Genomic DNA, 26,950 nt, shown 5'->3' on the forward strand with positions numbered 1-26,950 from the left:
TTTCTTTTGTGACAAAGTCACCGGAGTTGATAACCGAATCCTATTGAATTAAAAAATTACCTTTGGTAAAATAGAAGTGACGGAAGACGGGATCGATCCGGCTTACCAGGATGAAAAGAAAGGGTGAGATTCATGGCAAAAAAAACAGTGCTGGTTACGGGCGCTTCCAGAGGAATCGGAAAAGCCATTGCGGTAAAATTTGCAAAAAAAGGATATAATGTGGTAATCAACTGCCTTCACAGCGAGGAGAGGCTCCTGCAGACAAAAAAAGAGCTGGAAACGTATCAGATTTCCTGCCTCGCCTACATGGGCGATATGGGCGACATGGAACAGTGCCGGATTCTGTTCGACCAGATCCGGAAGCAGTTTGGAACGCTTGACGTCCTGGTAAACAACGCGGGGATTTCCTATATCGGCCTCTTACAGGACATGAGCACGGAATCCTGGGACCGGATCATACGGACCAATTTAACCTCGGTCTTCAACTGCTGCAAACTGGCCGTTCCCGGTATGGTGGAGAAGAAGCAGGGGAAGATCATCAACATTTCCTCCGTATGGGGCGTCTCCGGCGCTTCCTGTGAAGTCGCATACTCGGCGACGAAGGGCGGAATCAATGCATTTACCAAGGCGCTGGCCAAGGAACTGGCTCCCAGCAACGTCCAGGTAAACGCGGTTGCGTGCGGCGCCATCGATACGGAGATGAACCTTTTCCTGGAGGAGGACGAACTCATCGCCCTGATCGAAGAGATTCCCGCCGGACGCCTTGGGCAGGCAGAGGAGGTCGCCGATCTGGTCTACCACCTGGGATATAAGAACTCCTATCTGACCGGGCAGATCATTGGACTGGATGGAGGATGGATTTAGAAGTGAATGGCAAAAGGAGTACTGCGGCATATCATGTGCGCAGTACTCCTTTTTTTACTCAAACAAGTCTCCAAGTATCTCCTTCTCCGCAAATAACGCGGTAGCCCCGCCCGTATGCCAGAACACCACACTGCTTCCGGCCGGAACCTTTCCGGTCCTGATGTAATCCAGCATGCCGGCAAAGGCCTTTCCCGTATAGACCGGATCAGTAAGAAGCCCTTCCTTCACCGCCAGTAGCTTAATCGCTTCGGATGCCGCCTCGTTGGGGATCTCATAGCCGGGCAGATAATAATTTAAATCAGTATGGATATCCCGCTCCGCTTCCACCGTGATTCCGGCTCCAATCAGCTTTAAGCTCTCATTGGCCAGTGCGGCCGTCCGGTTTGGATACTCCGGATCTTTCGCGCTGACATTGATGGAGATAATCTCAGTCCCGGAACCGACCAGATTTCGTCCCGCGGCCAGCCCCGCCATGGTTCCGCCGGTTCCGGTGGCATGGAAGACGTAATCAGCCCGGAGGCCCATAGCGGACAGCTGTTTCTCCAGCTCCACATAGCCCTCGATGAATCCCACGGACCCCACCGGACTGGCTCCGCCCATAGGGACCTCATAGCAGATACACCGGCCTGCTTCTTTATTCAGACGGGCCATGTGTTCCCTCGCAAGAATAACTGCGCGTTCTTCCGCTTCCTCCTCCGTCTCTCCCTCCAGAATCTCCACGATATGGACCTCCGCATCCAGGATGCGGTCCAGAAGCAGATTGGCCCTTAAATCGTCCTCGTCCGGCTTCACAATGGCAACCAGATACAGCACCGGCTTTAAGCCACAGCGCCGGCATGCGGCTGCCGTCTGCATGGCGTGGTTCGACTGGGTCGCCCCAAAGGTAAAGACGTATTCACAGCCGCAGCTCATGGCATCCCCCATCAGATACTGAAGCTTACGCACCTTATTTCCGCCAAACAGATTCATACCGGTGAAATCATCGCGTTTTATATAAAGATTCACTCCCAGTTCCATCGAAAGGCGGTCCAGCCGGTAAAACGGTGTCGGAAAGAATCCCAGCTCTGCCTTTGGAAGCTTTTCAAATAGTTTCTCCGCCTCTTTAACTGACATACTCATTATTTTTTTCCTCCTTCCATTCTGGCAAGTATCTTTTTAAAAGATACGCTGAACATGGTGACTGTAACACAAACTGCGCAGAAATCTGCCACAGGTTCAGCTAAGAACACACCCATGGTCTGATTCTCGACAAAGCGCGGAAGAATGAAAATCAGCGGAATCAGCAAAAACACCTTGCGCAGCAGTGCCAGAAATACGGATACTTTGGCATTTCCCAGAGCGATAAAGGTCTGCTGGCACGCCACCTGGGCGCCAAACATCAGGGAAGCCGCCATGTAAATCCGAATCGCCCAGTGTGTATATTCCGTCAGCGCAGCATCGCTGGTAAAAATCATGATGAAAATCTGAGGGCAGAACATGGAGAGCGCCCACAGCAGCGTGGAATAACCGATACAGCAGAGAAACAGGATTTTAAAAGTCTTTTTTACTCGTTCCGCATTCCCCGCCCCGTAGTTAAAGCTGACGATGGGCTGGGAGCCCTGGGTCAGTCCCTGCAGCGGAAGCATGGAAAACTGCATGACGCTGCTCAATATCGTCATGGCGCCTACCGCCACGTCTCCGCCATAGCGAAGCAGGGAAGAATTGAAGCAGACAGACAGAATACTTTCCGTAAATGCCATGATAAACGGGGAGGTACCCAATGCCATGCAGGGAAGAATAACGCCTGCCTCCAGTTTTAATCCCTTTCTTTTAATTCGCAGCGAGCTCTTCTCCGAGGTGAGGAAACGCAGCACCCAGACAGAGGAGACTGCCTGAGACAGAATGGTTGCCAGCGCGGCTCCCTTCACGCCCATATTCAGGCCGAATATAAAGATGGGATCCAGGATGATATTGCAGACAGCGCCGATCAGCACCGTATACATACTGGTTTTGGCGTAGCCCTGAGCGGTAATAAACGCATTCAGTCCCAGTGCCAGCTGCACAAAGATGGTACCCAGAGCATAGATCTTCATGTAATCCCAGGCATATCCGATCGTATTTTCACTGGCTCCGAACAACAGCAGAATCGAACGCCCGAACACCAGAAATACCGCAGTGAGAATCAGGGCAAGCACCACCAGCATCGTCGTACAGTTTCCAAGGATCTTTTCCGCCTTGTCCTTCTCGTTTCTGCCCAGCATGATGGAGGAACGCGGCGCGCCTCCCATGCTGATAAAATAGGCAAATGCAGTGATCGCCATGATGACCGGCATCGTAACGCCGACCCCTGTCAGCGCGGCCGCCCCGACTCCAGGAATATGACCGATATACATGCGGTCAACCATGTTGTACATCACATTGATCACCTGTGCCGCGATGGCGGGCATAGACAGCCGGAAAAGCAGCTTCCCTACACTCTCGGTACCCAGTTCATTCTCTTTTCCCTTATTTGGTTCCATTTATTTCATTCCTTTCAAGATATTGTCGAGATTTTCATTGATCACCTTCGTCGTGCGCGCCATGGCCTCCATATCCTCCTGAGGCACGCCGGCATACAGCTTTCCTGCAAATTCCTGACGGCATTTTCTGAGTCTTGCCACAATGTCATCGCTCTTATCCGTCAGGGACAGATGGATGAGTCTCCTGTCCTTTAAGTCCTTTCCCGCTCTTAAATAGCCCCTTTCGCACAGTGTCTCTACGGATTTTGCCACCAGCCCCTTGGAAATGTTGCGGAAATGGGCGATATCCGACGCACTGTCATAACCGGGATTGTTGGCCAGAAACATCAGCACCACGATCTCGTTGGGAGTAAAACAGTATTCCGCAACTTCCAGGGCACACAATTTTCTATATACCTTGTCTATCTTTGCATAGTAAGCAAAGTAGCCCTCATCTTTCTGTTCCATGATTTTACCTTTCTAAAATTGTTCATTTTTGAACTGTTCACTTTTGAATTATATACAAGAAAGACTCTCCTGTCAAGGAAAAAGACCCCGTCCTCCCGACGGGGCCCATAATACGGCCGTTTGTCGGGAAAACGGAGTCTTCCTGCTGTTTTATTTTATTCCTTTTAAATTAACATTTTCCCCGTGACCGGAATTCCGCCTCTGTCAATGTTCCAGACCTTCCGCATTTCAAGAAGCCGTTCCACCTGCTCCTCATGGAGCGTGGCGCTGCTTCCCAGCATATTCAGATACAACTGAATCCTGGCACACTGTTCCACTGATTCCATAAAATAAAAGGACTGATATACATCTTTTCCCCAGCTCAGCGCACCGTGATTCGCCAACAGGACGCTGTTGTAATCATGAATAAACGGAGCGATGGATTCCGGAACCTCTTCCGTTCCCGGAAGAGCGTAAGGTGCGACAGGCACAACCCCTACTGCCATCACGGCCTCCGTCAGGATCGCTCTGTTTAAAGGGATTCCAGCCGCAGAAAATGCGGTGGCAAATGGAGGATGAAGATGTGTGACACCGCAAATCTCCGGATCCTCCCGATAGATTCTCAAGTGCATCTTCATCTCTGAGGAAGGCTTTCCCTCAGACAGCACGCTGCCGTCTAACGCAGCCTTCACCATCATATCGTCCGTCATGTATCCTTTTGACACGCCTGATGGAGTAATCAAAATAGTATCCTCTGAAATTCTGCAGCTGATATTACCGTCATTGGCTGCAACGTACGCACGCTCATAAGACCGCCTTCCCAGGTCCGTCAGCACTCTCCTGGCTTCCTTTTCTGTCATATATCGCATAATCACTGCCCTCCCACTTCTATTACAGCCCTGTTCTTCCTGATTCGCCCGATCAGTTCAATGGTAAACTGAATCATATAACCGTTTACCACCATAGATACGACAGTAGCGCCCCCCAGTTTTCCTCCCAGAAGAAAGCCCGTGATGGAAAGCAGAATATCGATGGAGATTCTTGTCACATTCACATTCTTTTTCAGCTTTCCGGATAAATACATCATCATGGCATCCATTCCCGCTTCGCCAAGACCTGCAGCTACGTATGTCCCGATTCCCACCCCCATGAGAATCAGCCCTGCCAGAAGGCACAGGAGACGCTCTGTAGCAGCTCCGCCTCCGGTGCAGATCATCGGAGAAAACCATTTGATAAATGTTCCTACAAGCACGCTGTTTAAGATTGAGCCTATTCCAATCCGTTTTCTGTCGATAAAGAACAGAAGGATAATGATGGAGATCATCAGGACCTGAGATGTCGTCCCCAAAGAAAGGTGCAGCACACGTCCCAGTCCCGCCTGAAACAGCGACAGTGGATCCAGCCCAAAGTCTGCCTGGACGAATAGATCAATGCTGGCTCCCATCATCATAGAACCAGCGATGACCATCAGAATTTCTTTCCATTTTTTAATCATATTATTTCCTCATCGCGCAACCGCTTCGCCGCAGCGCCTTTTTACAGCGGCTTCAGCATCCGGATATCCGGCACACAGTGTTTCTGCATCACCGTGTTCGTAGTCTTCCGGCAAATATGCCGGAGCCATCGTTGTTCCCACCAGACAGTATTTGCCTCCATGAGCCACAACCGATCCCTGCCAGACACCTGCCGGAACACGAAGCTGCGGGACTTCCCCTTCAGACAGACGTGTTCCCAAAACTTTTATTTCTGCAGTTCCATCCGGATACAGGAGAAGAAGTTCCAGGCCATCTCCCATATAGTAATGGTAGATTTCATCCGTTTTCAGTCTGTGCATATGGGAAAAAGAGCGTTCCGTCAAAAGATAATAGATGGAACTGTAAGACTCTCTTCCCGCAGAATCCTTTTCGCCGGCATAGAGATACCGGTACATGCCTCCTTCCCCAGCCAGCGGTACAAGCTTCAGTTCATTAATTATGGATTCTATCATTCAACCACAACCCACTTTCCCTCCGAATCCGCACTTTCAAGCATTGCATTACAGAGTTTCACGATGTCTCTGCCATCGAAAAAGGTAGGATAAACCGGTGCTTCCGACACACAACCACGCTTTACATCTTCATAAAAACTATCCACAAGATTCCGGAATGTATCCATAAAACCATTGCCAAACCCAAATATCTCCGAGTTTACACCGCTTCCTTTGGATGCGGTGTTTAAAATATTGTTATCCTCTGAATTCCACCACAGATTTTTCTTTTCCCCTGTCACTTCCAGTGTGATCCGGTTAATTCTCCCCTGAGACACTTCTGATAAGAGCACCGTTCCGATTGCCCCATTGTCAAATTTCAAATTAATAGCTGCCGCATCCTCAGAGCAGACTTCTATCGTTTCCTTCCGTTTCCCATCGCCAGAATCAGGATACATCGTACGGTCTTCCACATACCTCTTTGGATAAAAACGTCCAAAGTTGGCGGAAAGAGCTTTCACCTTCCGGCCGGAAATATACTGGGCTATGTCAAACCAGTGTGTTCCAATCTCTGTCACCGCGCGCATCCGGCCTGCCAGAACAGGATTGTAGCGCCAGTCAACAGGCGCCGGAAACGCGTTAAACTCCTGTAAATAGTTTCCGTGTATCATATTGACGCGGCCAAATTCTTCCGATTCCACCAGTTTTCTCGCCTTCTGACACGCCATATGGAATCTGACATTAAAATTAATGGCACATACTACTCCACACTCTTTCGCGCGTCTGGCCAGTTCTTCCGCCTGGCTGTCATCAAAGCACAGAGGCTTTTCACACAGCACATTTTTCTTATGATCCAAAAGCTTCATTACCATATCATAATGGAGATTAGGCGGTGTACATACATGGACGGTTGTAATCTCATCGTCCAGAAGAATCGAAGAATCAGTTCCCCATTTCTCAATAGAAAATTCTTCGGCAAATGCCTTTGCCTTTTCCTCACTGACATCTACAATTGCTCCGATTTTAATCCCGCTGGCCTTCAGCGCCTCCGCATGAGTATGCGCAATATTGCCGGCTCCCCAGATACCTGTCTTCATATTTTCCGCCTCCTTACACTTCCACCTTAATAATGCTTTCCAGCGCGATCATAATCTCATCTTCCACAGCCTTCGCCATCTTCTCCGGATAATGATCAAACTCCTCAGATCCTACAAATTCAAAACACGGACCATCTGCCGCCACAATACAGCCGGCTTTTATCCCTCTCACCGAAGCAATAACGAAGAGAACGGACGCTTCATTTTCCATCGCCAGAACTCCTGCTTCCGAAAACAGACGGTTATTGGTAGGCATCAGACCCGTATAAAACAGACCCGATGTAGTGATAATCCCTGTTCTCGCATCAGGATTAATTTCTTTTGCCGCTTCCTGCATGGCCGCTACTACATCCATAGACGCAACTGCAGGATAGGAAATCGGAATGAACTGTGGCGTAATTCCATCATCCCGGCACGCAGCTGTGGCGATAATCAGCGCACCCTGAGGCATATCTTTTTGCAGGGTCCCACAGGTTCCAACACGGATAATGACTTTTGCTCCTCCCAGAATCAATCCTTCAAAGCTTACAGAGGCCCCGTTTCCGCCTACGCCGTGGGAAGATACCGTCACGGGAACGCCCTTGTAGGTTCCATTAAATGTCCAGTATTCCCGGCTCTTTGCCACTACTTCTACATGATCCAGCCGTTTTGATATTTTTTCTGCCCGTGCAGGGTCGCCGCAGGCGATTACTCTTGCTGCAATCTTGTTATAGGGAATGTCTATTATTGGTACAATCTTTTCCATTTTTTTCATTTTCCTTTCTTATCAGGCCGCTGCCGCCCTTCTCTTATCCACCATCTTCTTGTAAGAATAAATGACCAGTACAATTACTGTTACAATATATGGAATGGTACTGACTAATTCCGTCGGAATCCCCATGTTCTGCGTTCCCGGATTTACCGCAAAGGCATCTGCAACTCCAAACAGCAGACAGACAAGCAGTGTCGGCACCGGTTTATTACCTCCCAGCGAGGCGGCGGCAATCGCAATAAATCCTCTTCCTGCCGTCATGTCTTTTACGAAATACGATACGTAGCCCATGGACATATAGGCGCCTCCCATAGCGGCCAGCATTCCGCTGATTGCCAGCGCAATATATTTTACCTGCAGCACATGTACGCCTACAGACTCCAGCGCTTCCGGATTTTCTCCACAGCTTCTGATGTGAAGCCCCAGTGATGTCTTGTACAGGAATATGGTAAGTATGGCGATCAGCAGGAGGGCCGCATACGTCAGTACATTATGCCCGGATATCACGGTTCCCAGGACTGGAATGTCCTTGATCCACGGAATATTCACCTGAGGAAGCACACCGCTTTTTAAGGATGAAGAAATTCCTTTTTCCCCTACTGCCAGGTACAGAAGAAACACCGTACCTCCGGCAGCCGTCAGGTTATAAGCAATACCCGTGATGGTCGGATCCGTCTTAAGCTTTGTAACAATAAAGCACATCAAGATTCCCAGCAATGCACCGACAAGAACGGCTGCCGTAAAGCCAAGGAACGCATTCCCTCCAAACGCTGCACTGGCCACAACACCAATCAGGGCGCAGGTCAGCATCATTCCCTCGATCCCGATGTTCGTAACACCTGCTAAATCCGCCACCAGATATGACATGGAAGCATACAGAATCGGCGTCGTCATGCGGATAATCGAAAACAGGAAGCTGACCGATGTAACAATCTCCAATATCTTCATTTTGCTCCTCCTTTACGCGTCAGCCGCTTCTCTTGTCATTTTTACAGTCAGTTTCTTCTTATAACCGGCAAGGAAACCGGTAGCTGCTATCAGGACGATGATAACACCCTGAATGATGGAAACCACTTCGTTCTGCACATCAGTTCCACGGCTCATTATATCGGACCCGATTCTCAGATAAGCCAAAAGGAATGCGCCCGCAGGAACAAACTTCGGATTATTTCTCGCAATGATAGCGATGATCAGGCCATCCCAGCCGTATCCCGACCGCCATTCCCAGTTAAAACGCTGCTGAGATCCCATCATATATGCCGCTCCGCCCAGACCTGCCACTGCCCCGCCGATAATCTGAGACAGCAGTATCGTCCCTGTCACTCCAATTCCCGAATACTTTGCAAAATTTTTATTCTCCCCGCACATACGGATGGCGTAACCCCATTTCGTATGGTACAGGAAGAGCCACGCTGCGACTACAAGAATTACCGCAATCACAAGCCCTAAATGGATTCCTCTCGTAAATTCAAACAGCCTTGCCGTCTTCGCGAATTTCAGAGAAGCCACATGCGTGCTTTTGGGATCTTTCATATAAGTCTTTAAAAGAAAATCCCCAATATAGAAGGTAATGTAATTTAGCATCAGAGAAGATACGATTTCATTGGCCTCAAACTTTAATTTTAAAACAGCCGGCAGAAATGCAATCAGCGCTCCGGCAGCAAGGCCGGCAAACAGAGCGGTAAAAGCGTGAACTCCCGGCCCCATCTTAAGCAGGGTAGCCACCATGGCAGCTGCCAGTCCTCCCGCATAGAACATTCCTTCCACAGCAAGATTGTAAACCTTCGTCTGAAGAATGAAGGTAACTGCCAGACCGGTGAATAACAGCGGTGTCATAAGCTCAATAATATTGGCAATATAACGGAATGAGGTAAGTGGAGCCACAAAGAACTTGTAGATAGCCTCCAGAGGCTGGCTGCTTACCAGAAAGATAATGACAACCGCAAATATCACGGCGATTCCGACAGCCAGAAGAGTTCTCAACAGCTCAAACCGGGACATGATTTTATTCTTATTCTTCACAGCAGGCCCTCCTTAAGTCATCCTCCGGCTGGTTCTTAACACCAAGCATGTAATACCCCAGCTCTTCTTCACTCATTTCCTTTGCCTGAGGGAAATATCCGGAAATTCTTCCCTGGCACATAACAATAATACTGTCCGAGAGTTCCAGAATCTCATTAAGATCCGCAGAAACCAGAAGGACCGCACAGCCTCTGTCACGAATTTCCACAATCTTTTTATGAATAAATTCGATCGCCCCCACATCAACGCCCCGTGTCGGCTGATCTGCAATTAAAATCGACGGTTCTGTGGAAAACTCCCGTGCTACAATTACCTTCTGCATATTTCCTCCTGACAGCATACCAATCTCATCGAGAGGACTTCCGCAGCGAATATCGTAATCACGAATGCCTGCCTCAACCCAGCGGTCGATCTTCTTTTTATTGAGAAACAGTCCGGAATTTACCTGATCAGAATCACAAATACTGGAAATCATGTTCTCCCGAATGGTAACGTGGCCTGCTGCCCCATAGACCATACGGTCCTCCGGAATATAGGACATCCCCTTTCGCCTGATCTCCTTAACAGAACAGCCCGCCGTTCGTTCTGCACCGATCAGCACTTCTCCATTTCGTCTGTCCAGATGCCTCATTCCGGTAATCAATTCTACCAGTTCCTCCTGACCGCTGCCCTCCACTCCGGCAATTCCCAGAATTTCTCCCGAACGCACAGAAAATGAAACTCGATCCAGCACCTGCCGGCCCACTTCATTCTTACAGCTCAAATTTCGCACAGACAGTCTGACTTCTTTCGGTTTTGCCGGTTTTTTTTCTACCTTCAATATGATATCGCGGCCCACCATCAATTTCGATATATCTTCGACCGTCAGTCCCGCAACATCATAAGTACCTACGCTTTTGCCATGGCGCATGATGGTAATTCTCTGGCATATCTCCTTAATTTCATTCAGCTTGTGAGAAATAAAGATGATGGTAAGACCAGCTTCCCTCAGCTTGTTTAACTGCTCAAACAGTTCCTCTGTCTCCTGTGGAGTCAAAACTGCGGTGGGTTCATCTAAAATCAACAGTTTTACCTCTCGGTACAGCGCCTTCAAAATCTCTACCTTCTGTTTCTTTCCGACTGACAAATCACTGACGGCTGCCGTCGGATCCACATCAAACCGGAATCGCTCAGAAAGTGCTCTGGTGATTTCAACCACCTTTTTCCGGTCCAGAAAACCGTTCTTTTTCGGTTCTTTTCCCAATACAATATTTTCTGCCACGGTAAGAGATGGCACCAGCTTAAAATGCTGGTGTACCATCCCGATTCCAAGCCGCAGGGCATCATTAGAGGAAGCGATCTTTACCGTTTTTCCGTCCAGTTGTATCGTGCCTTCATCCGGTTGCTGGGTTCCAAACAGAATCTTCATAAGTGTTGATTTTCCGGCTCCGTTTTCCCCCATCAGCGCATGAATTTCTCCTTTATTTATAGAAAAATCCACATGAGAGTTGGCCAAAACTCCATTGCCGTATACTTTTGTGATATTTTTCATGCTTAAAATTTCTCTGGCCTTCTCCATCCGTATCACCTCTCTGCGCTTATGGCTGAACCTCGCCCTTCAGCGATGCGATTTCCTCATCTGTCATATCAAATGCGCTTTTGATTTCGACCTTCCCGTCGATGATATTCTGCTTCGCCTCAGCTACCTTTTCTCTTGCTGCTGCAGGCACGTTCTTCTGATACCAGCTATTGTCCGTGATTTCTATGCAGCCGTCTGACAAACCATACGTCTTTACAGTACCGAATTCCAGTTTCCCATCCAGGTAATCACCAACGGCCTTCTCAATGGAAATATCAACACGTTTTAAAATAGACGCATATATGGCATCTGCCTTCTCTGCATCGCTGGAGAATAGTTCTGACTGGTCTGAATCTGTTCCGATCGCATGATTGCCGGTCTCCTTAGCCGCATCTAAAACTCCCAGACCTGCACCGCCTGCCGCTTGAAATACGATGTCAGCTCCTGCATGATATAACGCGATTCCAATCTCTTTACCTTTGGCCGCATCTGTAAAGCTGTTCATATAACCTGTGTTAATCTTGATATCCGGGTTAACAGTCCTGGCCCCCTCTATGTATCCCACCAGCCAGTCATTAATCAGAGGAATATCGAATCCGCCTGCAAATCCCAACTGCCCGGTTTTCGAAGCGGAAGCTCCCAGCACACCGGCCAGATAACCGCCTTCATAACACTTATAGGTCATACAATAAATATTGGAATTGGCTCCGTCTGAAAAGTCTACGCTCTCATCGTATAAGATAAACTTCTGATCCGGATACTCCTCAGCCGCTTCCTGAAGAGGCTGGGAAATATTGACGCCTCCCGTAATGATAATATCCCAGCCCTCATGGATCACATCTTCCAGTGTAGCGGAATATTTAGTGATATCCGTTCCCATCTCCACTACCTTTGTGCTGGCACCATAATGATCCTCGATGAGTGCCAGTCCTGCATTGGCGGAATCAAAGAAAGACTTGTCCCCCAGAGTTCCCGGAACGAGAAGAAGTACACTTAAATCCCCGTCCTTCTTCTCCTCGCCAACAGATGCCTTTGTCGATACGCTCTCCCCAGCCGTATCTGATGTCTTTGCGCTTCCACATCCCGCAAGCATGCCTGCCGTTAAAGCTGCCGTTAAACAGATTGCCCATACTTTCTTCATGATCGTCCTCTCCTTCTCCTTGTGCTGTACCTTATCAGACACAGCAGATACGTTTATTGTTCTTTCTGCATTCTTCCGCAAATTCTGTTACATATTCATCATCCGAAGCATCTACAATCAGCTCCGTAATTTCCTCCAGGCCACAGACCCTGTAAAAGGCCCTGCTCGCCAGCTTGTGATGATCCATCAGGAAATAGACTTCCTCGCTGGCCTTAATCATCGCCTTCTTAACCTCCGCCTCATCACGCGTAGCGTCGGAAATACCATGCTTCTCATCCACCGATTTGGAAGAAAGAAATGCCTTATCCACATAATAGTTATCCAGCATACGGACTGCTTCGATCCCTACCAGAGACATGGCGCTCTTTCTTAAACTTCCTCCGATCAGGATTACGTCAATTTTCTCTTTGTCTTTCAGTTTCATGCAGATACTGATGTTATTGGTAATTACAGTAGCATGAACCTCTAAATAATCTGCCATGGCATACACCGTACTGCTGGCATCCATAAAGATTGAATCACCTTCATTTACCAGGGATGCCGCATATCTGGCGATCCTGTCCTTCTCCTCCGAGTGAAATTTCACCCGTTTGTCCACCGGATCTTCATACGTACCTCCGGGAATGCTTCTTGCACCTCCCAGCACTCTTACCAGGCTGTTATCCTCTTCCAGCTTCTTTAAATCTCTCCGAATGGTCATCTCAGACACCATCAGCGTATCCTTTAAATAAGTGATGTCTACGAATTCATTCTCTTTTACGTAATCCAGAATAAATTTTTTTCTTTCTTCTGCGCTAAATGTTTTCATACCTGCCTCCTTTCAAGTGAACGCCTTATTTCCGGCGTTTCCGGTCGAAATGAAAGGCAGCTTCCTTTCACCTCTTCCCTATTTTTTCATCAGTATCTTTAAATTGTCACGGAAAGGAGGGTAAACAATCCCTTTCTCCGTTACAATGGCCGTAATATATTCGGCCGGTGTCACATCAAATGCCAGATTGTATGTCTTTACCTCCTTCGGGGCGATATATTCCCCATTAATGCAAAGAACTTCTTCCCTGCTTCTCTCCTCGATCGGGATCTCTTTTCCAGTTGGACACTCCATATCAATCGTGGTCGTCGGTGCCGCAATATAGACCGGTACATGAAACTGATTTGCCAGGACGCTTACACTAAAGGTCCCTATTTTGTTCGCCGTATCACCATTCGCCGCTACACGGTCACAGCCAACGATAAGAGCATTGATCTTTCCCTGTGATAAGACTACTGCAGCCATATTGTCACAGATCAGTGTCACATCGACACCGTGTTCCACCAGCTCAAATGCAGTCAAGTTGGCGCCCTGGAGTCTCGGTCTCGTTTCATCTGCGAAGGCTTTAATGTTCATGCCTTTTTCCTGAGCCATATAGAAGACAGACAGTGCGGTGCCGTATTCCGAGGTTGCCAGGCTTCCGGCATTGCAGTGAGTCAGCACAGTGTCTCCATCCTTTAAGAGGCTTAAGAGATTTTCTCCGATATTTCTGTTTGTCTGCTTGTCTTCCTCATGAATCGCCACAGCTTCCGCTTCCAGCTCCTTCTTTACAGCCTCCATGGGATACCCCTCATCAACCAGGGTTTCTGCTCTTTTCACCATTCTGTCAGCGGCCCACATCAAGTTTACCGCAGTAGGACGGGAGGATTTTAAGTATTCACCCTGTTCTCTGAAGTAATCCAGAAATGATGCTGTTTCTGTTCCATCAAAAGCATTGGCAGAAAGGACCATACCGTATCCGGCTGACACACCGATGGCCGGCGCCCCTCTGACAATCATAGTCTGGATCGCCTGATAGACGTCCTCCAGTGACTTACAGGCCACATACGTAACCGTATTCGGAAGGAGTGTTTGGTCTAACAAAAACAGATTCCCTTTCTCCCATTTCAATGTGATAATTTCTCTCATATTGTTTCTCAATTCCTTTCCCCTTATGTTTGTTTCTAACATCTATACCGAGATATTACCACATTGCTTGTTTGAAGTCAATATTATTTTGTTATTTTTAAACATTTATTTCTAATAGCAAGATAGCCTATTGGGATATTTTACCTTGTTCTTGTAGAAATAGCAAGTTTATTTGTTTAATTACCTCAAATTGGAAAGTTTTAATTGTTATTTTTTAACATCCTTTTGAATTACACAGAAACAAAAAGAACCGGCTGCAGAAAATCAACTCTCTGATTCTCCACAGCCAGTTCTCTATCCTGTTTTACTTTATCAGGTTTGCTTCTTATACTTCCGGTTTTTCCACCTGAACAATCGCAGCCTTCTGCATCGGAATTCTGCAGTTCTTATTATTGCCGAACTCAACAATCACGGTATCATCAGTCATGTCGATAATCACACCGTAAAAACCGCTGGTTGTCAAAACACTGTCACCAATTGCAATGCTTGCAAGCAGTTCCTGCTGTTTCTTCTTTTCCTTCTTCTGCGGTCTGATTGCGATAAAATACATGAAGCCGAAGATTACCGCGATATAGATAATCCAGAATCCCATACCCATTCCGCCGCTGGTTGCTAATGCCATAAATCATTTCCTCCTTATTAACGATCCGCCGCCTCGCCGCGGTATCATTGTCCTTACTTCTCAGCCTGTACCGCCATCATGCCGGCAAGCTTTTCTGCTTTGTACTCCGCATAACGGTGCTGTTCGATTGCGTCGCGAATCTCTTCCATCATTGTATTATAAAAGTACAAATTATGCAAGACACATAATCTCATCCCGAGCATTTCTTTTGCTTTTAACAAATGCCGGATATATGCTCTGCTGTAGGACCGGCAGGCCGGGCAGCCGCATCCCTCTTCGATTGGACTGTGATCCAGCTCATACCTGGAATTAAATAAGTTCCGTTTGCCCTGGTTCGTATAGACATGGCCGTGGCGGCCGTTTCTCGACGGATAGACACAGTCGAAGAAATCCACGCCCCGGTCCACCGCCTCCAGGATATTGGCCGGTGTTCCGACGCCCATCAAATAGGTAGGCTTATTCTCCGGAAGATACGGCACCGTCTCATCCAAAATCCGGTACATCTCCTCGTGGCTCTCGCCCACGGCCAGGCCTCCCAGCGCATATCCGTCAAGATCCATGGCGGAGATGGTCTTCGCATGTCTGATACGGATATCTTCATACGTACCGCCCTGGTTGATTCCGAATAACAGCTGTTCCCGATTGATGGTATCCGGCAGACTGTTGAGTCTCGCCATCTCCGCTTTGCAGCGCTCCAGCCACCTGGTGGTCCGGTCAACACTGTTTATCATATACTCCCTGGTCGCCGGGTGAGGAGGACACTCGTCCAGCGCCATGGCGATGGTAGAGCCCAGATTCGACTGGATCTGCATACTCTCCTCCGGCCCCATAAAGATACGGTGGCCGTCGATATGGGACTGGAAATAGACGCCTTCCTCTTTGATTTTCCTCAAACCGGTTAAGGAAAAGACCTGAAATCCACCGGAGTCCGTGAGGATGGGGCGGTCCCAGTTCATGAACCTGTGGAGTCCGCCGAATTCCTTAATTAACTTATCCCCGGTTCTCACATGAAGGTGATACGTATTGGACAATTCTACCTGAGTCCTGATCTCCTTTAAATCATCCGTGGAGACAGCGCCCTTGATGGCACCAACCGTACCGACATTCATGAATACCGGAGTCTGGATGGTTCCGTGCACCGTGTTGACTTCCGCCCGCTTTGCACGGCCATCCTTTGCAATGATTTTATAATTCATTCTGATTCCTGACTTTTATTTTTTAGTTTGTATCAACTCACACTTATTTTTTGGAGCTCTTCGCAGCCGCCCTGGATGCCTTTTCAGCAGCCTTCTTCTCTTCCATACGTTTATTCTTGTAAACGGTCATTACATACCATAAAGAACCAGTGATGCAGACAGAAGAATACGTTCCGCATACGATACCAACCATCAGCGGAAGCGCAAACTCGCGGATCGAGGATACACCGAGAAGGAACAGTACAAATACCATGACAAACGTAGTTAAAGAGGTATTAATACTTCTCGTAAAGGTCTGTGTAATACTCATATTTACGATCTCTGCCAGTTCCAGTTTGCTGTGAACCTTCAGATTCTCGCGGATACGGTCGAAGATAACGATTGTCGCGTTGATGGAGTAGCCCACAATCGTCAGCATACATGCGATAAAGGTAGAGCCAACGGACCACTTAAGCAGCGCATAGAACGCAAGCACGACGAGAACATCATGAAGCAGTGCCAGTACAGCGCTTCCCGCGAACTTAATATCCTTAAACCGCAGCCAGATATAAAGCAGCATACAGATGGTGGCGATGATAACAGCTATGATTGCATCCTCTTTCATCTCCTTGCTGATCGCACCGGAGATACTCTCCGCCGTAATCTTCTCGGCCTCCACGCCGAAATTATCAACCATTGCCTGGTCTAAGGCCTGTCTTTCTTCAACTGTTAAGGTTCTCGTTTTGATAATTACTTCATTGGTTCCCGCAACCTTCTGCGTCTGAACCTGGGCGTCGCCGGTTACATTTTCCACGACCGGAACTACCTTGGAAGAGATCTCGTCCAGGGTCATATCTTCATTAAATGTTACATTGGTAGAAGTACCGCCCTTAAACTCCATGCTGTAGTTTAAGATATCACCGGTCTGTGTCTTATTGATTACAAGACCGCCGAGACCAATCACGATAACCACTAAGGATACTGCAAACCAGATTTTCCTCTTTCCAAGGAAATCAATGGTCTTCTTATCTGTCTTTGTCCCGTAAAACTTCGGATCCTGGAATCCTAAGTTGAACAGTGTGTTTAAGACAAACTTGGTAATAAACAGCGCGGTAATCATGGATAAAACGATACCGATAGCCAGTGTGGAAGCAAATCCCTTAACGGTACCGGAGCCTCTCCAGAACAGCACGCCGGCAGCAATCAAAGTGGTCACATTGCCGTCGATGATCGCTGATAAAGCTTTGTTGAAACCGGACTTGATGGCGGACTGAACCGTCTTTCCGAGGCCGATCTCTTCTTTGATACGAGTGAAGATAATAACGTTGGCATCAACTGCCATACCAATGGAAAGAATGATACCTGCCACGCCCGGAAGGGTTAACGTCACGCTGAATGCGGAAAGCAGAATCAGAATGACACCTACGTAAATGGAAAGTGCAATCACTGCAGCAAGTCCAGGTACCAGGTATACGACAAGCATAAATACGGCAACAATGCCGAATCCGATCGCGCCTGCCTTTAAGCTGGTCGCAATGGCTTCCTGTCCCAGTTTTGCTCCTACCACGTTGGAACGAAGTTCTTCCAGCTCCAGGGAAAGGGAACCGATACGAATGGTAGAGGCCAGTGTTTCAGCCTCTTCATAGGAAACCATGCCGCTGATCTGGCACTGTCCCTGTGTGATCGGCTCGTTAACAACCGGATTGGAGTAGATCTTTCCGTCATAGATGATGGCGATTCTCTTGCCGACATTCTTTGTCGTTGCATCTGCGAATACGGTTTTTCCATCGTCGGTAAAGGTTAAATCAACCATATACTTCTTAATTCCGTTCTCGTCGGTAATAACCGGCTTCGCGGTGGCAACCTGATTGCCGTTTAAAATAGTCTGTCCCGCCTCATCGACAAAGATCAGAGAACCGGGCTTACCCAGTTCTTCCAGGATTGCATTGGCATCCGATACGCCGGGAATATCGACATTGATCCGGTTGCTGCCTTCCTGATAGACCTCAGCTTCTGTGCTGTAGTTCTGAACCCTCTGCTGCAGTTTGTAAATGGTATCCGACATATCCTCGGCACTCGGGTTCTCTTCCTTTGCCTGGTACGTAATGCTGACACCGCCCGCCAGATCGAGGCCCAGCTTAATATCATTCATGGTAGTATATCCGAAATATCCGAACAGTCCTACCAGAGCCAGCGCTATGATCAGCCCGATCAGGCCTTTGCCTTTGTTACTTTTCATGACTTTTCTCCTTTAATTTTAGTCTTCAGCCAAAGCCGCTTTCAACATGATGGCGCATTCGATTCTCTTCTTCTGCATTGCACAGCCGATGTCGTATGCATCGGTAATGCTCCCATGGAAATTATAAGAATTGGCCGCGCAGCCGCCGCTGCAGTAGAATCTCGCGAAACAGTCCCTGCACTTATCCTTTGCATAGACGTTGCAGAGTTTGAATTCATCGCGGATACGTTCGTTAGTCACACCTGTATCGACATTGCCGAGAAGGAATTCTTCCTGGCCGACAAACTGGTGGCAGGGATAGAGATCCCCCCACGGAGTCACCGCTAAGTACTCCGTTCCGGAACCACAGCCTGAAAGTCTCTTGGCAACACATGGTCCCTGATTTAAATCGATATTGAAATGGAAGAAGTTAAAGCCCCGTCCTTCTTTTTTCCGTTTTAAATACTCTTCGGCAAGACGGTCGTACTCTTCCATGATCTGCGGGAGATCTTCCTCCCTGATGGCATACTCTTCCTCCGGCGCTGCCACCACCGGTTCGATTGACATGCTGCGGAAGCCCAAATCCGCAAATTCCATCACATCTTTGGAGAAATCCAGATTATGACGGGTAAAGGTACCGCGGACGTAATAATCTCTGTCGCCCCTCATTTCAGCAAACTTCTGGAACTTGGGAACGATTAAATCGTAGCTTCCCTTTCCGCCCCGGAACGGGCGCATCTTATCGTTGACTTCCTTCCGGCCGTCGAGACTTAGTACGACGTTGCTCATCTCACGGTTACAGTATTCCATGATCTCGTCGTTTAACAAAACGCCGTTGGTGGTCATGGTAAAACGGAAGTTCTTATTATATTCTTTCTCTTTTGAACGGCCGTATTCAACCAGCTGCTTCACGACCTCCCAGTTCATCAGAGGTTCGCCTCCGAAGAAGTCCACCTCTAAGTTTCTGCGGTTCCCGGAATTGGCAATCAGGAAATCCAGCGCCTTCTTTCCCACCTCGAAGCTCATGAGGGCCCTGCGGCCGTGGTACTCGCCCTCTTCCGCAAAACAGTACTGACAGGCAAGATTGCAGTCATGGGCAATATGGAGGCAGAGCGCCTTGACTACAGTCTTACGCTTCTTAAAATCTACCACGTAATCGTGATACTGGTCGGTGGTCAGCAACTCTTCCGCATCGATTAAGTACTGGATCTCCTCCAGCGCCTCTAAAACCTCCGCTTCTCCATATGTAGGGGAAAGCCGTTCCTTCACTTCCTCTGCGACTTCCGCCGGAAGCGGCTGCGGCTCCGCCAGTTCCGGCACACGCTCCGCCACAATTTCGACCGCATCGTACATCACGGGGTCAACGCTGTGTACAGAACCGCTGTTGACATCCATAATGATATGGAAGCCATTGTTGATATATTGATGAATCACTGAAATGTTCTCCTTGTCTTAACGATATTTTAACGCCATAAACGAGTTTTGGGCAGACAAGCGAAGTAACCCCTACCGTCCTTACGACCGTAGGGGTCTTTTTCACTCATCTGCCTCATATTCCGGCATACTATCTATTGCTGTTCTCACAGCTCTGGTTGCCCACTGTACAGGATGTCTTGCAGGCTGACTGGCAGGAAGTCTGGCACTCGCCACAACCGCCTTTTTTCATAGATTCCTTTAATGTGCTGGAATTTAATGTCTTAACGTGTTTCATTCTTACACCTCCTGTAATTAGCTAATTCTTTGAGATTATACCACATGTTATTACGGAGTGCAAGGTAAAACGGCCCCGGGGATACAGGGATTTTCTAAGTTTTTCCCTTTATCCAAAAAGCTGTCCGGCTTACACACGCACTCTCTACTCCCTGATCACCCGGAATCTCTCATCCAGCGCGTCAATGTCATACAACCCGATAAACTCCTGCGGCACCGGCATTTTTGTCATATGTCCCGTAAGCTCTGCCCACTTATCCATTTGAAAAATATAGTCGCCGCTCTTCCAGACAGCCTCTGCCTCTTCTTTTGAGATATCCATATATTTTAACAGCATCTCCGGAAAGTCCTGTTCCTTCCCATAGCACTGGAATTCTGACTCAAGTATCCACTTTGCGTTGGCAGTCGCCCTTTCATACGCGTGCTTCCGGTCTGCATCCGAGCACGCTACCATCAGCAAGTCTCCGTCGAACTCGTCATAAATAATCACTTCAGCCTGAAAGATACGGGCCACCTCCTTCGCCGTCTCTTTCGTGCAGTTCTGCTGAACAGACGCACAGTCAATACCCAGCCACTTACTGTCCGGCGTCCTGGCGGCCAGTGCATCCCCTGATGCGGAATACGGTGATGCAGGATACTCTGCACTCCGAAGTTTCTTCATCTCTCTTAACCCTTCTGCGATTTCCTCGTCGCTCATGGCGCGGTCCATCAAAACGAGACAGCTGGTCATATAAGTGTTGTCTCCATAGTAACCGTGAAATACCTCCGCCTCCATCTCTTTGCAGATCCCTGTTGTCATGTCCGCAATCCGGAAAGAGTCCCGCACTGCCCTGGCCGTCTGCATACTCACTGCGTCCTCTGTATCCGGCATGATCGACAGGGAATAGTATCGTTCCGGCCCATACACCTCCAGTCCGATCACGCTTCGGGATCCCTCTTTTCCCTTATTACGCAGCTCACGCCTTACGATAAGGCAGTCTCCCATTTCTTCCAGATAATAGTCAATCACATCGGTCTCTGCTCCAAAGGAACCGCTGTCTGTATTAGCCCTGGCCTGGTATTCCGCCTTTGTCTTCGGCAGCATCTGTGTTAAGCCGTATCCCTCAAAAGAACCGGTTGACCCGCCGGTAACGCTTATACTCCCCCAGTCCGAGACCAGGGAGTCATAAGCGTTATTCCTGTCCTGCCATATCTTCCACTCTCCCTTCGGGAGAATCAACTGATAATACAGCGTGGAGGATGCAAAGGTTCCCTCTTCCGTAACCACATCGAATACCGTATCATCCGGAATAACTGCAGTTAAATCCTGAAAGGCGGAGCCTCCGGCTTCTCCACCCCCGTGCTTCCCGTCAGCCGGCTCTCCGGTCTCCGCCCTGTCATTTCCTGGTACTTCGGAAGACAGCGCCGCCGTACTTCTGTTCTCTCCCTTCCAGTAAACGGTACCCAGGAAAGCGATGCCGGCCGCGGCAATACACAAGGCTGCGGCCGCAGCCATTCCCGGCAGCTCCCATCGGACGGACAGCGGAATCGATTTTTTTCTGAGGCGAAACGCCGGATTATTAAATCTGCATCGCGTATCACAGACATTCATCAGCGCTTCCGCCCCCTCCAGTCCGCCCAGTGCAGCGAGAGGGACCAGGATACCGTCTCCCTCCTTCTCCGCAAGGTAAAGAGTCTGTTCCGTATAAAATGCACCGGTTATCGTTTCATACGGATGAAGGACAGCGGCCCGCTCTGAGATCTCTATAAGCCCTCTCTTTCCCGCCGCCAGCATCTGTTCCCCGATCATGCGGTACGGAAAGGTTCCCAGCTTTCTTAGACGTTCCATCTCCCGCCTGCTGATCCGGAGAAGGCCATATTCCGCCTTTACCTCGTCGATCTGCCTTGTATAACGGCGAGGTGTAAATTTGCTGTCAGCACAGGCTTCGGCAGCCTCCTGGAATGAAATCCGCATTTTTCCAAGTTCCCTGATACGGCTTTCAAAAGCAGTACGCCATTCCGCTGCCTCCTCCTTACTCCCCAGAATACGCTTCGGTACTGCCCAAAACCGTTTCATATCATAAAAAACAAACAGCGTTTCCAGCTCATAAAGCTTCTCAACCGCCCCGTACAAAAGATATACCTCACACGCCCCGCTTTTCCCATAAACCATGTCTTCCTTTACAGTCAGCTCCACCGGCTCTTTCAGACAGGAGAATTCCGCCTTTCCCGGCTTCGCTCTTCTCATTTTTATGTATGTCCCATGATACCAATGAACAAACTCTCTGTACTCCTTTTCACTCAGCTGACAGGTCAATTTCTCTTTCATTTGTCTTCCCCCTGGTAAATTACCATTATTATAAACAAATTTTTGGGGGATTTCCATACCTTTCGCCTGCTCTCCTGGGAAAGTACGAAGAAACATCTTCCAGGCAGGGCCTTTTGACAACACAGTATTACTTTTCAGCAATATAAAAATACCGGTTTAAGAATAGCTGACGCCTCTTCCTGCTGTCCGCCGCTCTCAAACCGGTTTCTCATTCCGTTCTTTCTGATTTCTGTACTCTCAAAAAAATGCTTACACTGTTCTTCTATTCTGCCGGAATCTCCTTCCCTTCCATCAGCGCAAGGATCTCCTCCCGTTTCGGCATGGCCGGAGCAGTTCCGATCTTTCTGACAGATAAGGCGGCCGCAGCGCTGGCAAAGATGACTGCTTCCTTCCAGTCCATTCCTTCCGACAGTCCGGCTAAAAGCCCTCCGTTAAATGCATCTCCGGCGCCTGTCGTGTCTACCGCTTTTACACGGAACGGCGGTACCATATACCCGCTGCCGCCCACAGAAAGATAAGCGCCCTTTTCCCCCATGGTAATGATCACACCGTTCACACCGCGCTCATGAAACCAGGCCGCAGCCGATCCTGCACTCTCCTCCGATTCGACAGATATCCCCGTATAGAATTCTGCTTCAACCTCGTTAGGTGTGACAATGTCGATCCATCTCCATATCTGCTCCGGTAAAACCGCTGCGGGAGCAGGGTTTAAAATAACCTGTTTTCCTCCTGCCGCAGCACATTCCGCAATGGCTGTGACAGCATCCAGATTCGTCTCCAGCTGCATCAGTACATATTCGCAGTCATTTCCGCAGATCTGGTCTTTCACACAGTCCACTTCCAGGCTGGTAAAAGTAAGGCAGGCACCAGGCACCACCACAATCTCATTCTGTCCGCTATCCTCTCCTACCAGAATCAGCGCACCCCCCGTGTCATACTCCTTTGTTATAAAAACACCGGACTGATCCATTCCCAGCTGACACATGGTATCCCGTGCAATCTCTGCAAAATGATCTGTTCCCAGTTTTGTGACCAGCTTTACCTCTGCTCCCGCCTTAAACGCGGCCACCGCCTGGTTAAAGCCTTTTCCTCCCGGCCCAATCTTGAATCCGTTCCCCATTACAGTTTCCTTCGGAGCCGGAAGATGGGGTGCACGCGCCATGATATCCGCTACAAAGCTTCCAAAAACCAACGATTTCCTGCCCATACAGCCTCTCCTGTCACTCTTCCAAAAGGAGCAGGCCATTGCCGGCTCCAATCCTGTCAGCTCCGGCGCCGATCAGACGGCACGCCTGTTCATGAGTACGTATTCCGCCGCTGGCTTTTACCTTCGCCCTGTCTCCCACAGTTTCACGCATTAATCGAACGTCCTCTTCCGTCGCTCCTCCGGTAGAAAAACCGGTGGAAGTTTTCACAAAAGCCGCACCGGCTTTGACTGATAATTCGCATGCACGCCTGATTTCATCGCTTGTAAGCAGACATGTCTCCAAAATCACTTTCACCGCCGCGCTGCCGCTGGCTGCTACGACCTCCCGGATATCCGCTTCCACCAGATGGTCATTTCCGTCCTTTAATGCACCTATATTCATGACCATATCCACCTCTTCGGCCCCATCCTTCACCGCAGTATACGCCTCATAAGCCTTTGCCTGCGTGCTCATGGCGCCCAGAGGAAATCCAACCACACAGCAGACCTTTACACCGCTGTCCCTCAGCAGCTCTGCAGCCAGCGGCACATGGCACGTATTCACGCAGACCGAGGCAAAATGGTGTTCCACCGCCTCACTGCAGTACCTTCTGACTTCTACAGCCCGGGCATCCGCCCTTAAAATCGTATGATCTATCTTATCTGTTATCTTCATTTTCTATCTCCATTTCTACATTCCTGAACCAGGATCCCTTTGATAAGCTCTGTCCCACGTTCCTTCGGGCTGCGGCAGAGAATCCGCACTGCCTGCATCAAAAAGCCAAGCCTCACCTCATCCCGGTCTGCAAACTGGTCCTTTACCCGGCTGTAAGCGTACATAATACGATTGCACTCTACATCTCCCATACCGATATCCTCCACCGACATGATAACAATCCGCTCCCAGAGATACGCTTCCATCTCTCCTCCGCTTAAAAACGCCTCATACGTAAGCATCAGCACTTCCGGTTCCAGCGCCCTGCGGATGCTCTTTTGAAATGCAGACTGCAGCAGTTCCAGATTCAGTCCGTGAGGCGATTCCATCTCATAGAAATGGTTATAGGCATCCGATCGGAAGGCTTTTCCGTTTTCTCCGCCATAGATGGGCGTTAAAAGCTCAATCAGCCTCTTTTTGTATGGTTCCGCACCTTCCGCCTCCGGCACCACCTTACTGCCTCCATCCGGGTAAAGGAAATCCAGGGGCGTATGGCCCAGTTCCCTGCCCGCATGGTTGTGATGATCCCTGGCAAATGCAGGAATCACAGGATATACTCCCGCATCATAGCAATCCTGAACCTTCCGTATCTCCTGTTCCAGTGACTGTTCCTTCTCACAGCCGCACAGATACCGAATCGCCTGGATAAAGCTCAGCGCCTGCATGCCGCCCGCGTCCGGCATATACGGCTCTGTATGATAGCAGATGCATCTCAGATTATATATGCAGGCCAGAGCGCCCTGCTCCGCCAGGCCGATGGTATAGACCACCTCCAGCTCCAGCTGTTTCCACAGCTCCTCCAGCATAACCGCGCTGGTTCTGTACAAATCGTAGGCGGTGGAAATCGCCTCGTCCGTACTGCCGGCCAGAATATCGCGGTGCAGCTTTAAAAACGCGGCACTCACCTTCATTCCGCTCCTTGTACTGTAGTCCGTTATGTTAGCCCTGTCCATTTGTTTTCTCCTCCATGTTCAATCACGATCCAACGCTCATCCCCACTTGCGCTGATTTCCATTATCCCTTCACAACTCCGCTGCAGATACTGCTCTCCACCTTCTCCTGGGCAATCAGATAAAAGATAACCGTCGGTATAATACTGATTACAATCGATGCAAAGCTTACGGCGTACAGCGTTCCAAAATCACCTTTCAGGTTCAAAAGCGCCACTGAGATGGGCTTTAACTGCGGCTTCGTAATCAGCACATTGGCGATTGGCAGTTCATTATAGATAAAAAGGAACGATGTAATCGCACAGGTAGAAAGTGCCGGCTTCGCAACCGGAATAATGACCCGCAGAAGCGTTTGAAACAGGGAAGCACCGTCTATCATGGCCGCCTCATCCAGTTCCTTCGGAATTCCCTCGATATACCCTTTCAGAATGAAAAACACCATGGAAAGATTTACTCCGGCATAGATGACCATCAGTACGAAAAGATTATTTCTCTGACCGATGGCGCTGACCATCTGGACAATCGGCACAATCGCGCTCTGAATAGGTATCATCATTGCGGCAATCAGAAACAGCGTAACCCCTTCGCTTCCCGGTATCCGCTTCCTCGCCGTCACATAGGCGCCCATAACGGATACTCCCAGCATCAGGCAGATAGAACCTGCTGACAGAAAAAGTGAATTGGCAGTGGCACGCAGAATATGCACCATTTTCTCCGCGGAAATATAATTATCCAATCCAAACCGCTGCGGCAGGGCAAAAAAGTCCGCGAAAATAGTCTGGTCATCTTTAAAGGAAGACAGTACTGCAAAATAAAGCGGAAAGATCGTGGTAATCAGCCAGATTCCCGCAGCACAGGCGTAGAGTATCCCGCCCGGCGTAATTTTTCTTTTCTTCACGTCTTTCCTCCTATTCCCCATCCCGCTCGGCGAACACCCGGTTCGTCACGACCGTAATAACCAGACAGAGCACGATCATGAGCACGGCGATGGCATTGGCATATCCAAATTTGCTGTAGGTAAACGCATTCTTATACAGCAGCGTGTTGGGCACATCCGTGGCGTAGCCCGGACCGCCTCCTGTCAGTCCCATAATAAAATCAAAGACCTTGAAGGCACCGGTCAGCACAAAGACGACCACAATCTTAAACGTTGGCTTTAGCTGTGGAAGCGTAATATAGACAAGACGCTGCCACGGGGTAACTCCGTCCATGGCCGCCGCCTCATACACATCCTCCGAGATAGCCGCCATGCCTGAAGAAAATATGATCATCTGAAATCCCACATTACTCCACATATTCACCAGTGCCACGCCCCACATGGCAGTGTGCACGTCGTTAAACAGATTAAAATGTTCTGCGATCCCCAGTTCCTTCAGCAGCACCGGGACAGGCCCCTGTCCCGGCAGCATGATAAAGGTAAACATCAGGCAGATGGCGATTCTGTTGATAACGACCGGTAAAAAGTAACACGTCTTTACAAATCTGATTCCAAAAAACTTTTTGCTCACCACTGTAGCCAAAAACAACGAAACGGGAATTGTCACAAACAGACCGGTAACGCATAAGATTCCCAAATTGATAAACGCCGTTTTCGTCGTATAATCCTTAAAAAATGTCACGTAATTTCCCATTCCCACGAACCGGTACGGATCAGTAGGAATTCCGTTCCACTCAAAAAACGAGGTGAACACCATATTGGCCAGCGGATAGATAATTACGAAGGTGTAGAGCAGGATGACCGGAGCAATCATGAAAAATGCTTCCGGCCGGTACTTTTTACCCCGGACTTTTATTAACAAATCGATCC

General features: G+C 48.9%; 26 protein-coding genes. 1 reads left to right on the top strand and 25 read right to left on the bottom strand.

What is annotated here, in order from left to right; translation table 11 throughout:
- The first annotated feature begins 132 nt into the window (after positions 1-132).
- Complete coding sequence (ymfI, locus tag NE473_RS06940) at positions 133-864, top strand: elongation factor P 5-aminopentanone reductase (protein WP_055651158.1); 732 nt, start codon at positions 133-135, stop codon at positions 862-864.
- Between the two features lie 54 nt (positions 865-918).
- Here the strand turns inward: ymfI and NE473_RS06945 are convergent, their stop codons facing one another.
- The 25 genes from NE473_RS06945 to NE473_RS07065 all read right to left on the bottom strand — a co-directional run bounded on the left by NE473_RS06945 (position 919) and on the right by NE473_RS07065 (position 26,942).
- The gene (locus tag NE473_RS06945) at positions 919-1,983 is read right to left on the bottom strand and encodes a 1-aminocyclopropane-1-carboxylate deaminase/D-cysteine desulfhydrase (RefSeq protein ID WP_081034956.1); all 1,065 of its coding nucleotides are present in this window, start codon (positions 1,981-1,983) and stop codon (positions 919-921) included.
- The gene (locus tag NE473_RS06950; protein ID WP_006774434.1) at positions 1,983-3,362 is read right to left on the bottom strand and encodes an MATE family efflux transporter; all 1,380 of its coding nucleotides are present in this window, start codon (positions 3,360-3,362) and stop codon (positions 1,983-1,985) included. Before NE473_RS06950 ends, NE473_RS06945 begins: the two co-directional genes overlap by 1 nt.
- Positions 3,363-3,809: a MarR family winged helix-turn-helix transcriptional regulator gene (locus NE473_RS06955; RefSeq protein ID WP_006774435.1), complete on the bottom strand. Its 447-nt coding sequence runs from the start codon at positions 3,807-3,809 to the stop codon at positions 3,363-3,365. It abuts the gene before it with no gap.
- Between the two features lie 164 nt (positions 3,810-3,973).
- Complete coding sequence (locus tag NE473_RS06960; RefSeq protein WP_039891922.1) at positions 3,974-4,657, bottom strand: class II aldolase/adducin family protein; 684 nt, start codon at positions 4,655-4,657, stop codon at positions 3,974-3,976.
- Between the two features lie 2 nt (positions 4,658-4,659).
- Positions 4,660-5,283 (bottom strand): YczE/YyaS/YitT family protein, encoded by a 624-nt coding sequence (locus NE473_RS06965; RefSeq protein WP_055651159.1) that lies wholly within the window; start codon positions 5,281-5,283, stop codon positions 4,660-4,662.
- 9 nt (positions 5,284-5,292) lie between these two features.
- The gene (locus NE473_RS06970) at positions 5,293-5,775 is read right to left on the bottom strand and encodes a cupin domain-containing protein (protein WP_055651160.1); all 483 of its coding nucleotides are present in this window, start codon (positions 5,773-5,775) and stop codon (positions 5,293-5,295) included.
- Positions 5,772-6,851 carry a Gfo/Idh/MocA family protein gene (locus NE473_RS06975; RefSeq protein WP_055651161.1) on the bottom strand — a complete coding sequence of 360 codons (1,080 nt, stop codon included), beginning with the start codon at positions 6,849-6,851 and terminating at the stop codon, positions 5,772-5,774. The genes NE473_RS06970 and NE473_RS06975 overlap by 4 nt, the downstream gene beginning before the upstream one ends.
- A gap of 13 nt (positions 6,852-6,864) precedes the next feature.
- Positions 6,865-7,596, bottom strand: coding sequence for a nucleoside phosphorylase (locus tag NE473_RS06980; protein ID WP_039893873.1), 732 nt, complete (start codon positions 7,594-7,596; stop codon positions 6,865-6,867).
- Between the two features lie 21 nt (positions 7,597-7,617).
- A complete protein-coding gene (locus NE473_RS06985) occupies positions 7,618-8,550 on the bottom strand; it encodes an ABC transporter permease (protein ID WP_006777334.1) in 933 nt (310 codons plus the stop codon).
- A 12-nt stretch (positions 8,551-8,562) separates the two neighbouring features.
- Positions 8,563-9,624 (bottom strand): ABC transporter permease, encoded by a 1,062-nt coding sequence (locus tag NE473_RS06990; protein ID WP_055651162.1) that lies wholly within the window; start codon positions 9,622-9,624, stop codon positions 8,563-8,565.
- Positions 9,614-11,182 carry an ABC transporter ATP-binding protein gene (locus tag NE473_RS06995; RefSeq protein ID WP_055651163.1) on the bottom strand — a complete coding sequence of 523 codons (1,569 nt, stop codon included), beginning with the start codon at positions 11,180-11,182 and terminating at the stop codon, positions 9,614-9,616. Before NE473_RS06995 ends, NE473_RS06990 begins: the two co-directional genes overlap by 11 nt.
- A 19-nt stretch (positions 11,183-11,201) precedes the next feature.
- The gene (locus NE473_RS07000; RefSeq protein WP_055651164.1) at positions 11,202-12,323 is read right to left on the bottom strand and encodes a BMP family lipoprotein; all 1,122 of its coding nucleotides are present in this window, start codon (positions 12,321-12,323) and stop codon (positions 11,202-11,204) included.
- Positions 12,324-12,357: 34 nt separating this feature from the next.
- The gene (locus tag NE473_RS07005; RefSeq protein WP_006773643.1) at positions 12,358-13,131 is read right to left on the bottom strand and encodes a DeoR/GlpR family DNA-binding transcription regulator; all 774 of its coding nucleotides are present in this window, start codon (positions 13,129-13,131) and stop codon (positions 12,358-12,360) included.
- Between the two features lie 78 nt (positions 13,132-13,209).
- The gene (gene mtnA, locus NE473_RS07010) at positions 13,210-14,259 is read right to left on the bottom strand and encodes an S-methyl-5-thioribose-1-phosphate isomerase (protein ID WP_039891652.1); all 1,050 of its coding nucleotides are present in this window, start codon (positions 14,257-14,259) and stop codon (positions 13,210-13,212) included.
- A 325-nt stretch (positions 14,260-14,584) separates the two neighbouring features.
- Positions 14,585-14,881 carry a preprotein translocase subunit YajC gene (gene yajC, locus NE473_RS07015; RefSeq protein WP_006773645.1) on the bottom strand — a complete coding sequence of 99 codons (297 nt, stop codon included), beginning with the start codon at positions 14,879-14,881 and terminating at the stop codon, positions 14,585-14,587.
- Positions 14,882-14,934: 53 nt separating this feature from the next.
- On the bottom strand, positions 14,935-16,077 hold the full coding sequence (gene tgt, locus NE473_RS07020) for a tRNA guanosine(34) transglycosylase Tgt (RefSeq protein WP_006773646.1): 1,143 nt from the start codon (positions 16,075-16,077) through the stop codon (positions 14,935-14,937).
- Positions 16,078-16,120: 43 nt separating this feature from the next.
- Positions 16,121-18,295 (bottom strand): protein translocase subunit SecDF, encoded by a 2,175-nt coding sequence (locus NE473_RS07025; RefSeq protein ID WP_022030651.1) that lies wholly within the window; start codon positions 18,293-18,295, stop codon positions 16,121-16,123.
- Between the two features lie 18 nt (positions 18,296-18,313).
- A complete protein-coding gene (gene scfB, locus NE473_RS07030; RefSeq protein ID WP_055651165.1) occupies positions 18,314-19,708 on the bottom strand; it encodes a thioether cross-link-forming SCIFF peptide maturase in 1,395 nt (464 codons plus the stop codon).
- A 130-nt stretch (positions 19,709-19,838) separates the two neighbouring features.
- Positions 19,839-19,985 (bottom strand): six-cysteine ranthipeptide SCIFF, encoded by a 147-nt coding sequence (scfA, locus tag NE473_RS07035; protein WP_002601553.1) that lies wholly within the window; start codon positions 19,983-19,985, stop codon positions 19,839-19,841.
- A 144-nt stretch (positions 19,986-20,129) separates the two neighbouring features.
- A complete protein-coding gene (locus NE473_RS07040) occupies positions 20,130-22,292 on the bottom strand; it encodes a hypothetical protein (RefSeq protein WP_242866192.1) in 2,163 nt (720 codons plus the stop codon).
- A 262-nt stretch (positions 22,293-22,554) separates the two neighbouring features.
- Complete coding sequence (gene rbsK, locus NE473_RS07045; RefSeq protein ID WP_055651166.1) at positions 22,555-23,499, bottom strand: ribokinase; 945 nt, start codon at positions 23,497-23,499, stop codon at positions 22,555-22,557.
- A gap of 13 nt (positions 23,500-23,512) precedes the next feature.
- Positions 23,513-24,154, bottom strand: a complete 642-nt coding sequence (gene deoC, locus NE473_RS07050; protein WP_055651167.1) for a deoxyribose-phosphate aldolase — start codon at positions 24,152-24,154, stop codon at positions 23,513-23,515.
- Positions 24,151-25,146, bottom strand: coding sequence for a hypothetical protein (locus tag NE473_RS07055; protein ID WP_055651168.1), 996 nt, complete (start codon positions 25,144-25,146; stop codon positions 24,151-24,153). The genes deoC and NE473_RS07055 overlap by 4 nt, the downstream gene beginning before the upstream one ends.
- A 61-nt stretch (positions 25,147-25,207) precedes the next feature.
- The gene (locus NE473_RS07060) at positions 25,208-26,041 is read right to left on the bottom strand and encodes a carbohydrate ABC transporter permease (protein WP_022032356.1); all 834 of its coding nucleotides are present in this window, start codon (positions 26,039-26,041) and stop codon (positions 25,208-25,210) included.
- 10 nt (positions 26,042-26,051) lie between these two features.
- Positions 26,052-26,942: a carbohydrate ABC transporter permease gene (locus tag NE473_RS07065; RefSeq protein ID WP_022032355.1), complete on the bottom strand. Its 891-nt coding sequence runs from the start codon at positions 26,940-26,942 to the stop codon at positions 26,052-26,054.
- Positions 26,943-26,950: the final 8 nt, after the last annotated feature.

The organism is Hungatella sp. SL.1.14, from assembly GCF_024460495.1.
Lineage (GTDB): Bacteria > Bacillota > Clostridia > Lachnospirales > Lachnospiraceae > Hungatella > Hungatella hathewayi.

What these genes read in the sequence shown, in the direction of transcription:
- ymfI (WP_055651158.1), top strand. Translation starts at nt 133, where the DNA reads ATGGCAAAAAAAACAGTGCTGGTTACGGGCGCTTCCAGAGGAATCGGA.
- NE473_RS06950 (WP_006774434.1), bottom strand. Translation starts at nt 3,362, where the DNA reads ATGGAACCAAATAAGGGAAAAGAGAATGAACTGGGTACCGAGAGTGTA.
- NE473_RS06955 (WP_006774435.1), bottom strand. Translation starts at nt 3,809, where the DNA reads ATGGAACAGAAAGATGAGGGCTACTTTGCTTACTATGCAAAGATAGAC.
- NE473_RS06975 (WP_055651161.1), bottom strand. Translation starts at nt 6,851, where the DNA reads ATGAAGACAGGTATCTGGGGAGCCGGCAATATTGCGCATACTCATGCG.
- NE473_RS06985 (WP_006777334.1), bottom strand. Translation starts at nt 8,550, where the DNA reads ATGAAGATATTGGAGATTGTTACATCGGTCAGCTTCCTGTTTTCGATT.
- yajC (WP_006773645.1), bottom strand. Translation starts at nt 14,881, where the DNA reads ATGGCATTAGCAACCAGCGGCGGAATGGGTATGGGATTCTGGATTATC.
- NE473_RS07040 (WP_242866192.1), bottom strand. Translation starts at nt 22,292, where the DNA reads ATGAAAGAGAAATTGACCTGTCAGCTGAGTGAAAAGGAGTACAGAGAG.
- deoC (WP_055651167.1), bottom strand. Translation starts at nt 24,154, where the DNA reads ATGAAGATAACAGATAAGATAGATCATACGATTTTAAGGGCGGATGCC.
- mtnA (WP_039891652.1), bottom strand. Translation starts at nt 14,259, where the DNA reads ATGAGAGAAATTATCACATTGAAATGGGAGAAAGGGAATCTGTTTTTG.
- NE473_RS07055 (WP_055651168.1), bottom strand. Translation starts at nt 25,146, where the DNA reads ATGGACAGGGCTAACATAACGGACTACAGTACAAGGAGCGGAATGAAG.
- scfA (WP_002601553.1), bottom strand. Translation starts at nt 19,985, where the DNA reads ATGAAACACGTTAAGACATTAAATTCCAGCACATTAAAGGAATCTATG.
- NE473_RS06995 (WP_055651163.1), bottom strand. Translation starts at nt 11,182, where the DNA reads ATGGAGAAGGCCAGAGAAATTTTAAGCATGAAAAATATCACAAAAGTA.
- NE473_RS06970 (WP_055651160.1), bottom strand. Translation starts at nt 5,775, where the DNA reads ATGATAGAATCCATAATTAATGAACTGAAGCTTGTACCGCTGGCTGGG.
- NE473_RS06980 (WP_039893873.1), bottom strand. Translation starts at nt 7,596, where the DNA reads ATGGAAAAGATTGTACCAATAATAGACATTCCCTATAACAAGATTGCA.
- NE473_RS06945 (WP_081034956.1), bottom strand. Translation starts at nt 1,983, where the DNA reads ATGAGTATGTCAGTTAAAGAGGCGGAGAAACTATTTGAAAAGCTTCCA.
- NE473_RS06960 (WP_039891922.1), bottom strand. Translation starts at nt 4,657, where the DNA reads ATGCGATATATGACAGAAAAGGAAGCCAGGAGAGTGCTGACGGACCTG.
- tgt (WP_006773646.1), bottom strand. Translation starts at nt 16,077, where the DNA reads ATGAATTATAAAATCATTGCAAAGGATGGCCGTGCAAAGCGGGCGGAA.
- NE473_RS07025 (WP_022030651.1), bottom strand. Translation starts at nt 18,295, where the DNA reads ATGAAAAGTAACAAAGGCAAAGGCCTGATCGGGCTGATCATAGCGCTG.
- NE473_RS07000 (WP_055651164.1), bottom strand. Translation starts at nt 12,323, where the DNA reads ATGAAGAAAGTATGGGCAATCTGTTTAACGGCAGCTTTAACGGCAGGC.
- rbsK (WP_055651166.1), bottom strand. Translation starts at nt 23,499, where the DNA reads ATGGGCAGGAAATCGTTGGTTTTTGGAAGCTTTGTAGCGGATATCATG.
- NE473_RS06965 (WP_055651159.1), bottom strand. Translation starts at nt 5,283, where the DNA reads ATGATTAAAAAATGGAAAGAAATTCTGATGGTCATCGCTGGTTCTATG.
- NE473_RS07005 (WP_006773643.1), bottom strand. Translation starts at nt 13,131, where the DNA reads ATGAAAACATTTAGCGCAGAAGAAAGAAAAAAATTTATTCTGGATTAC.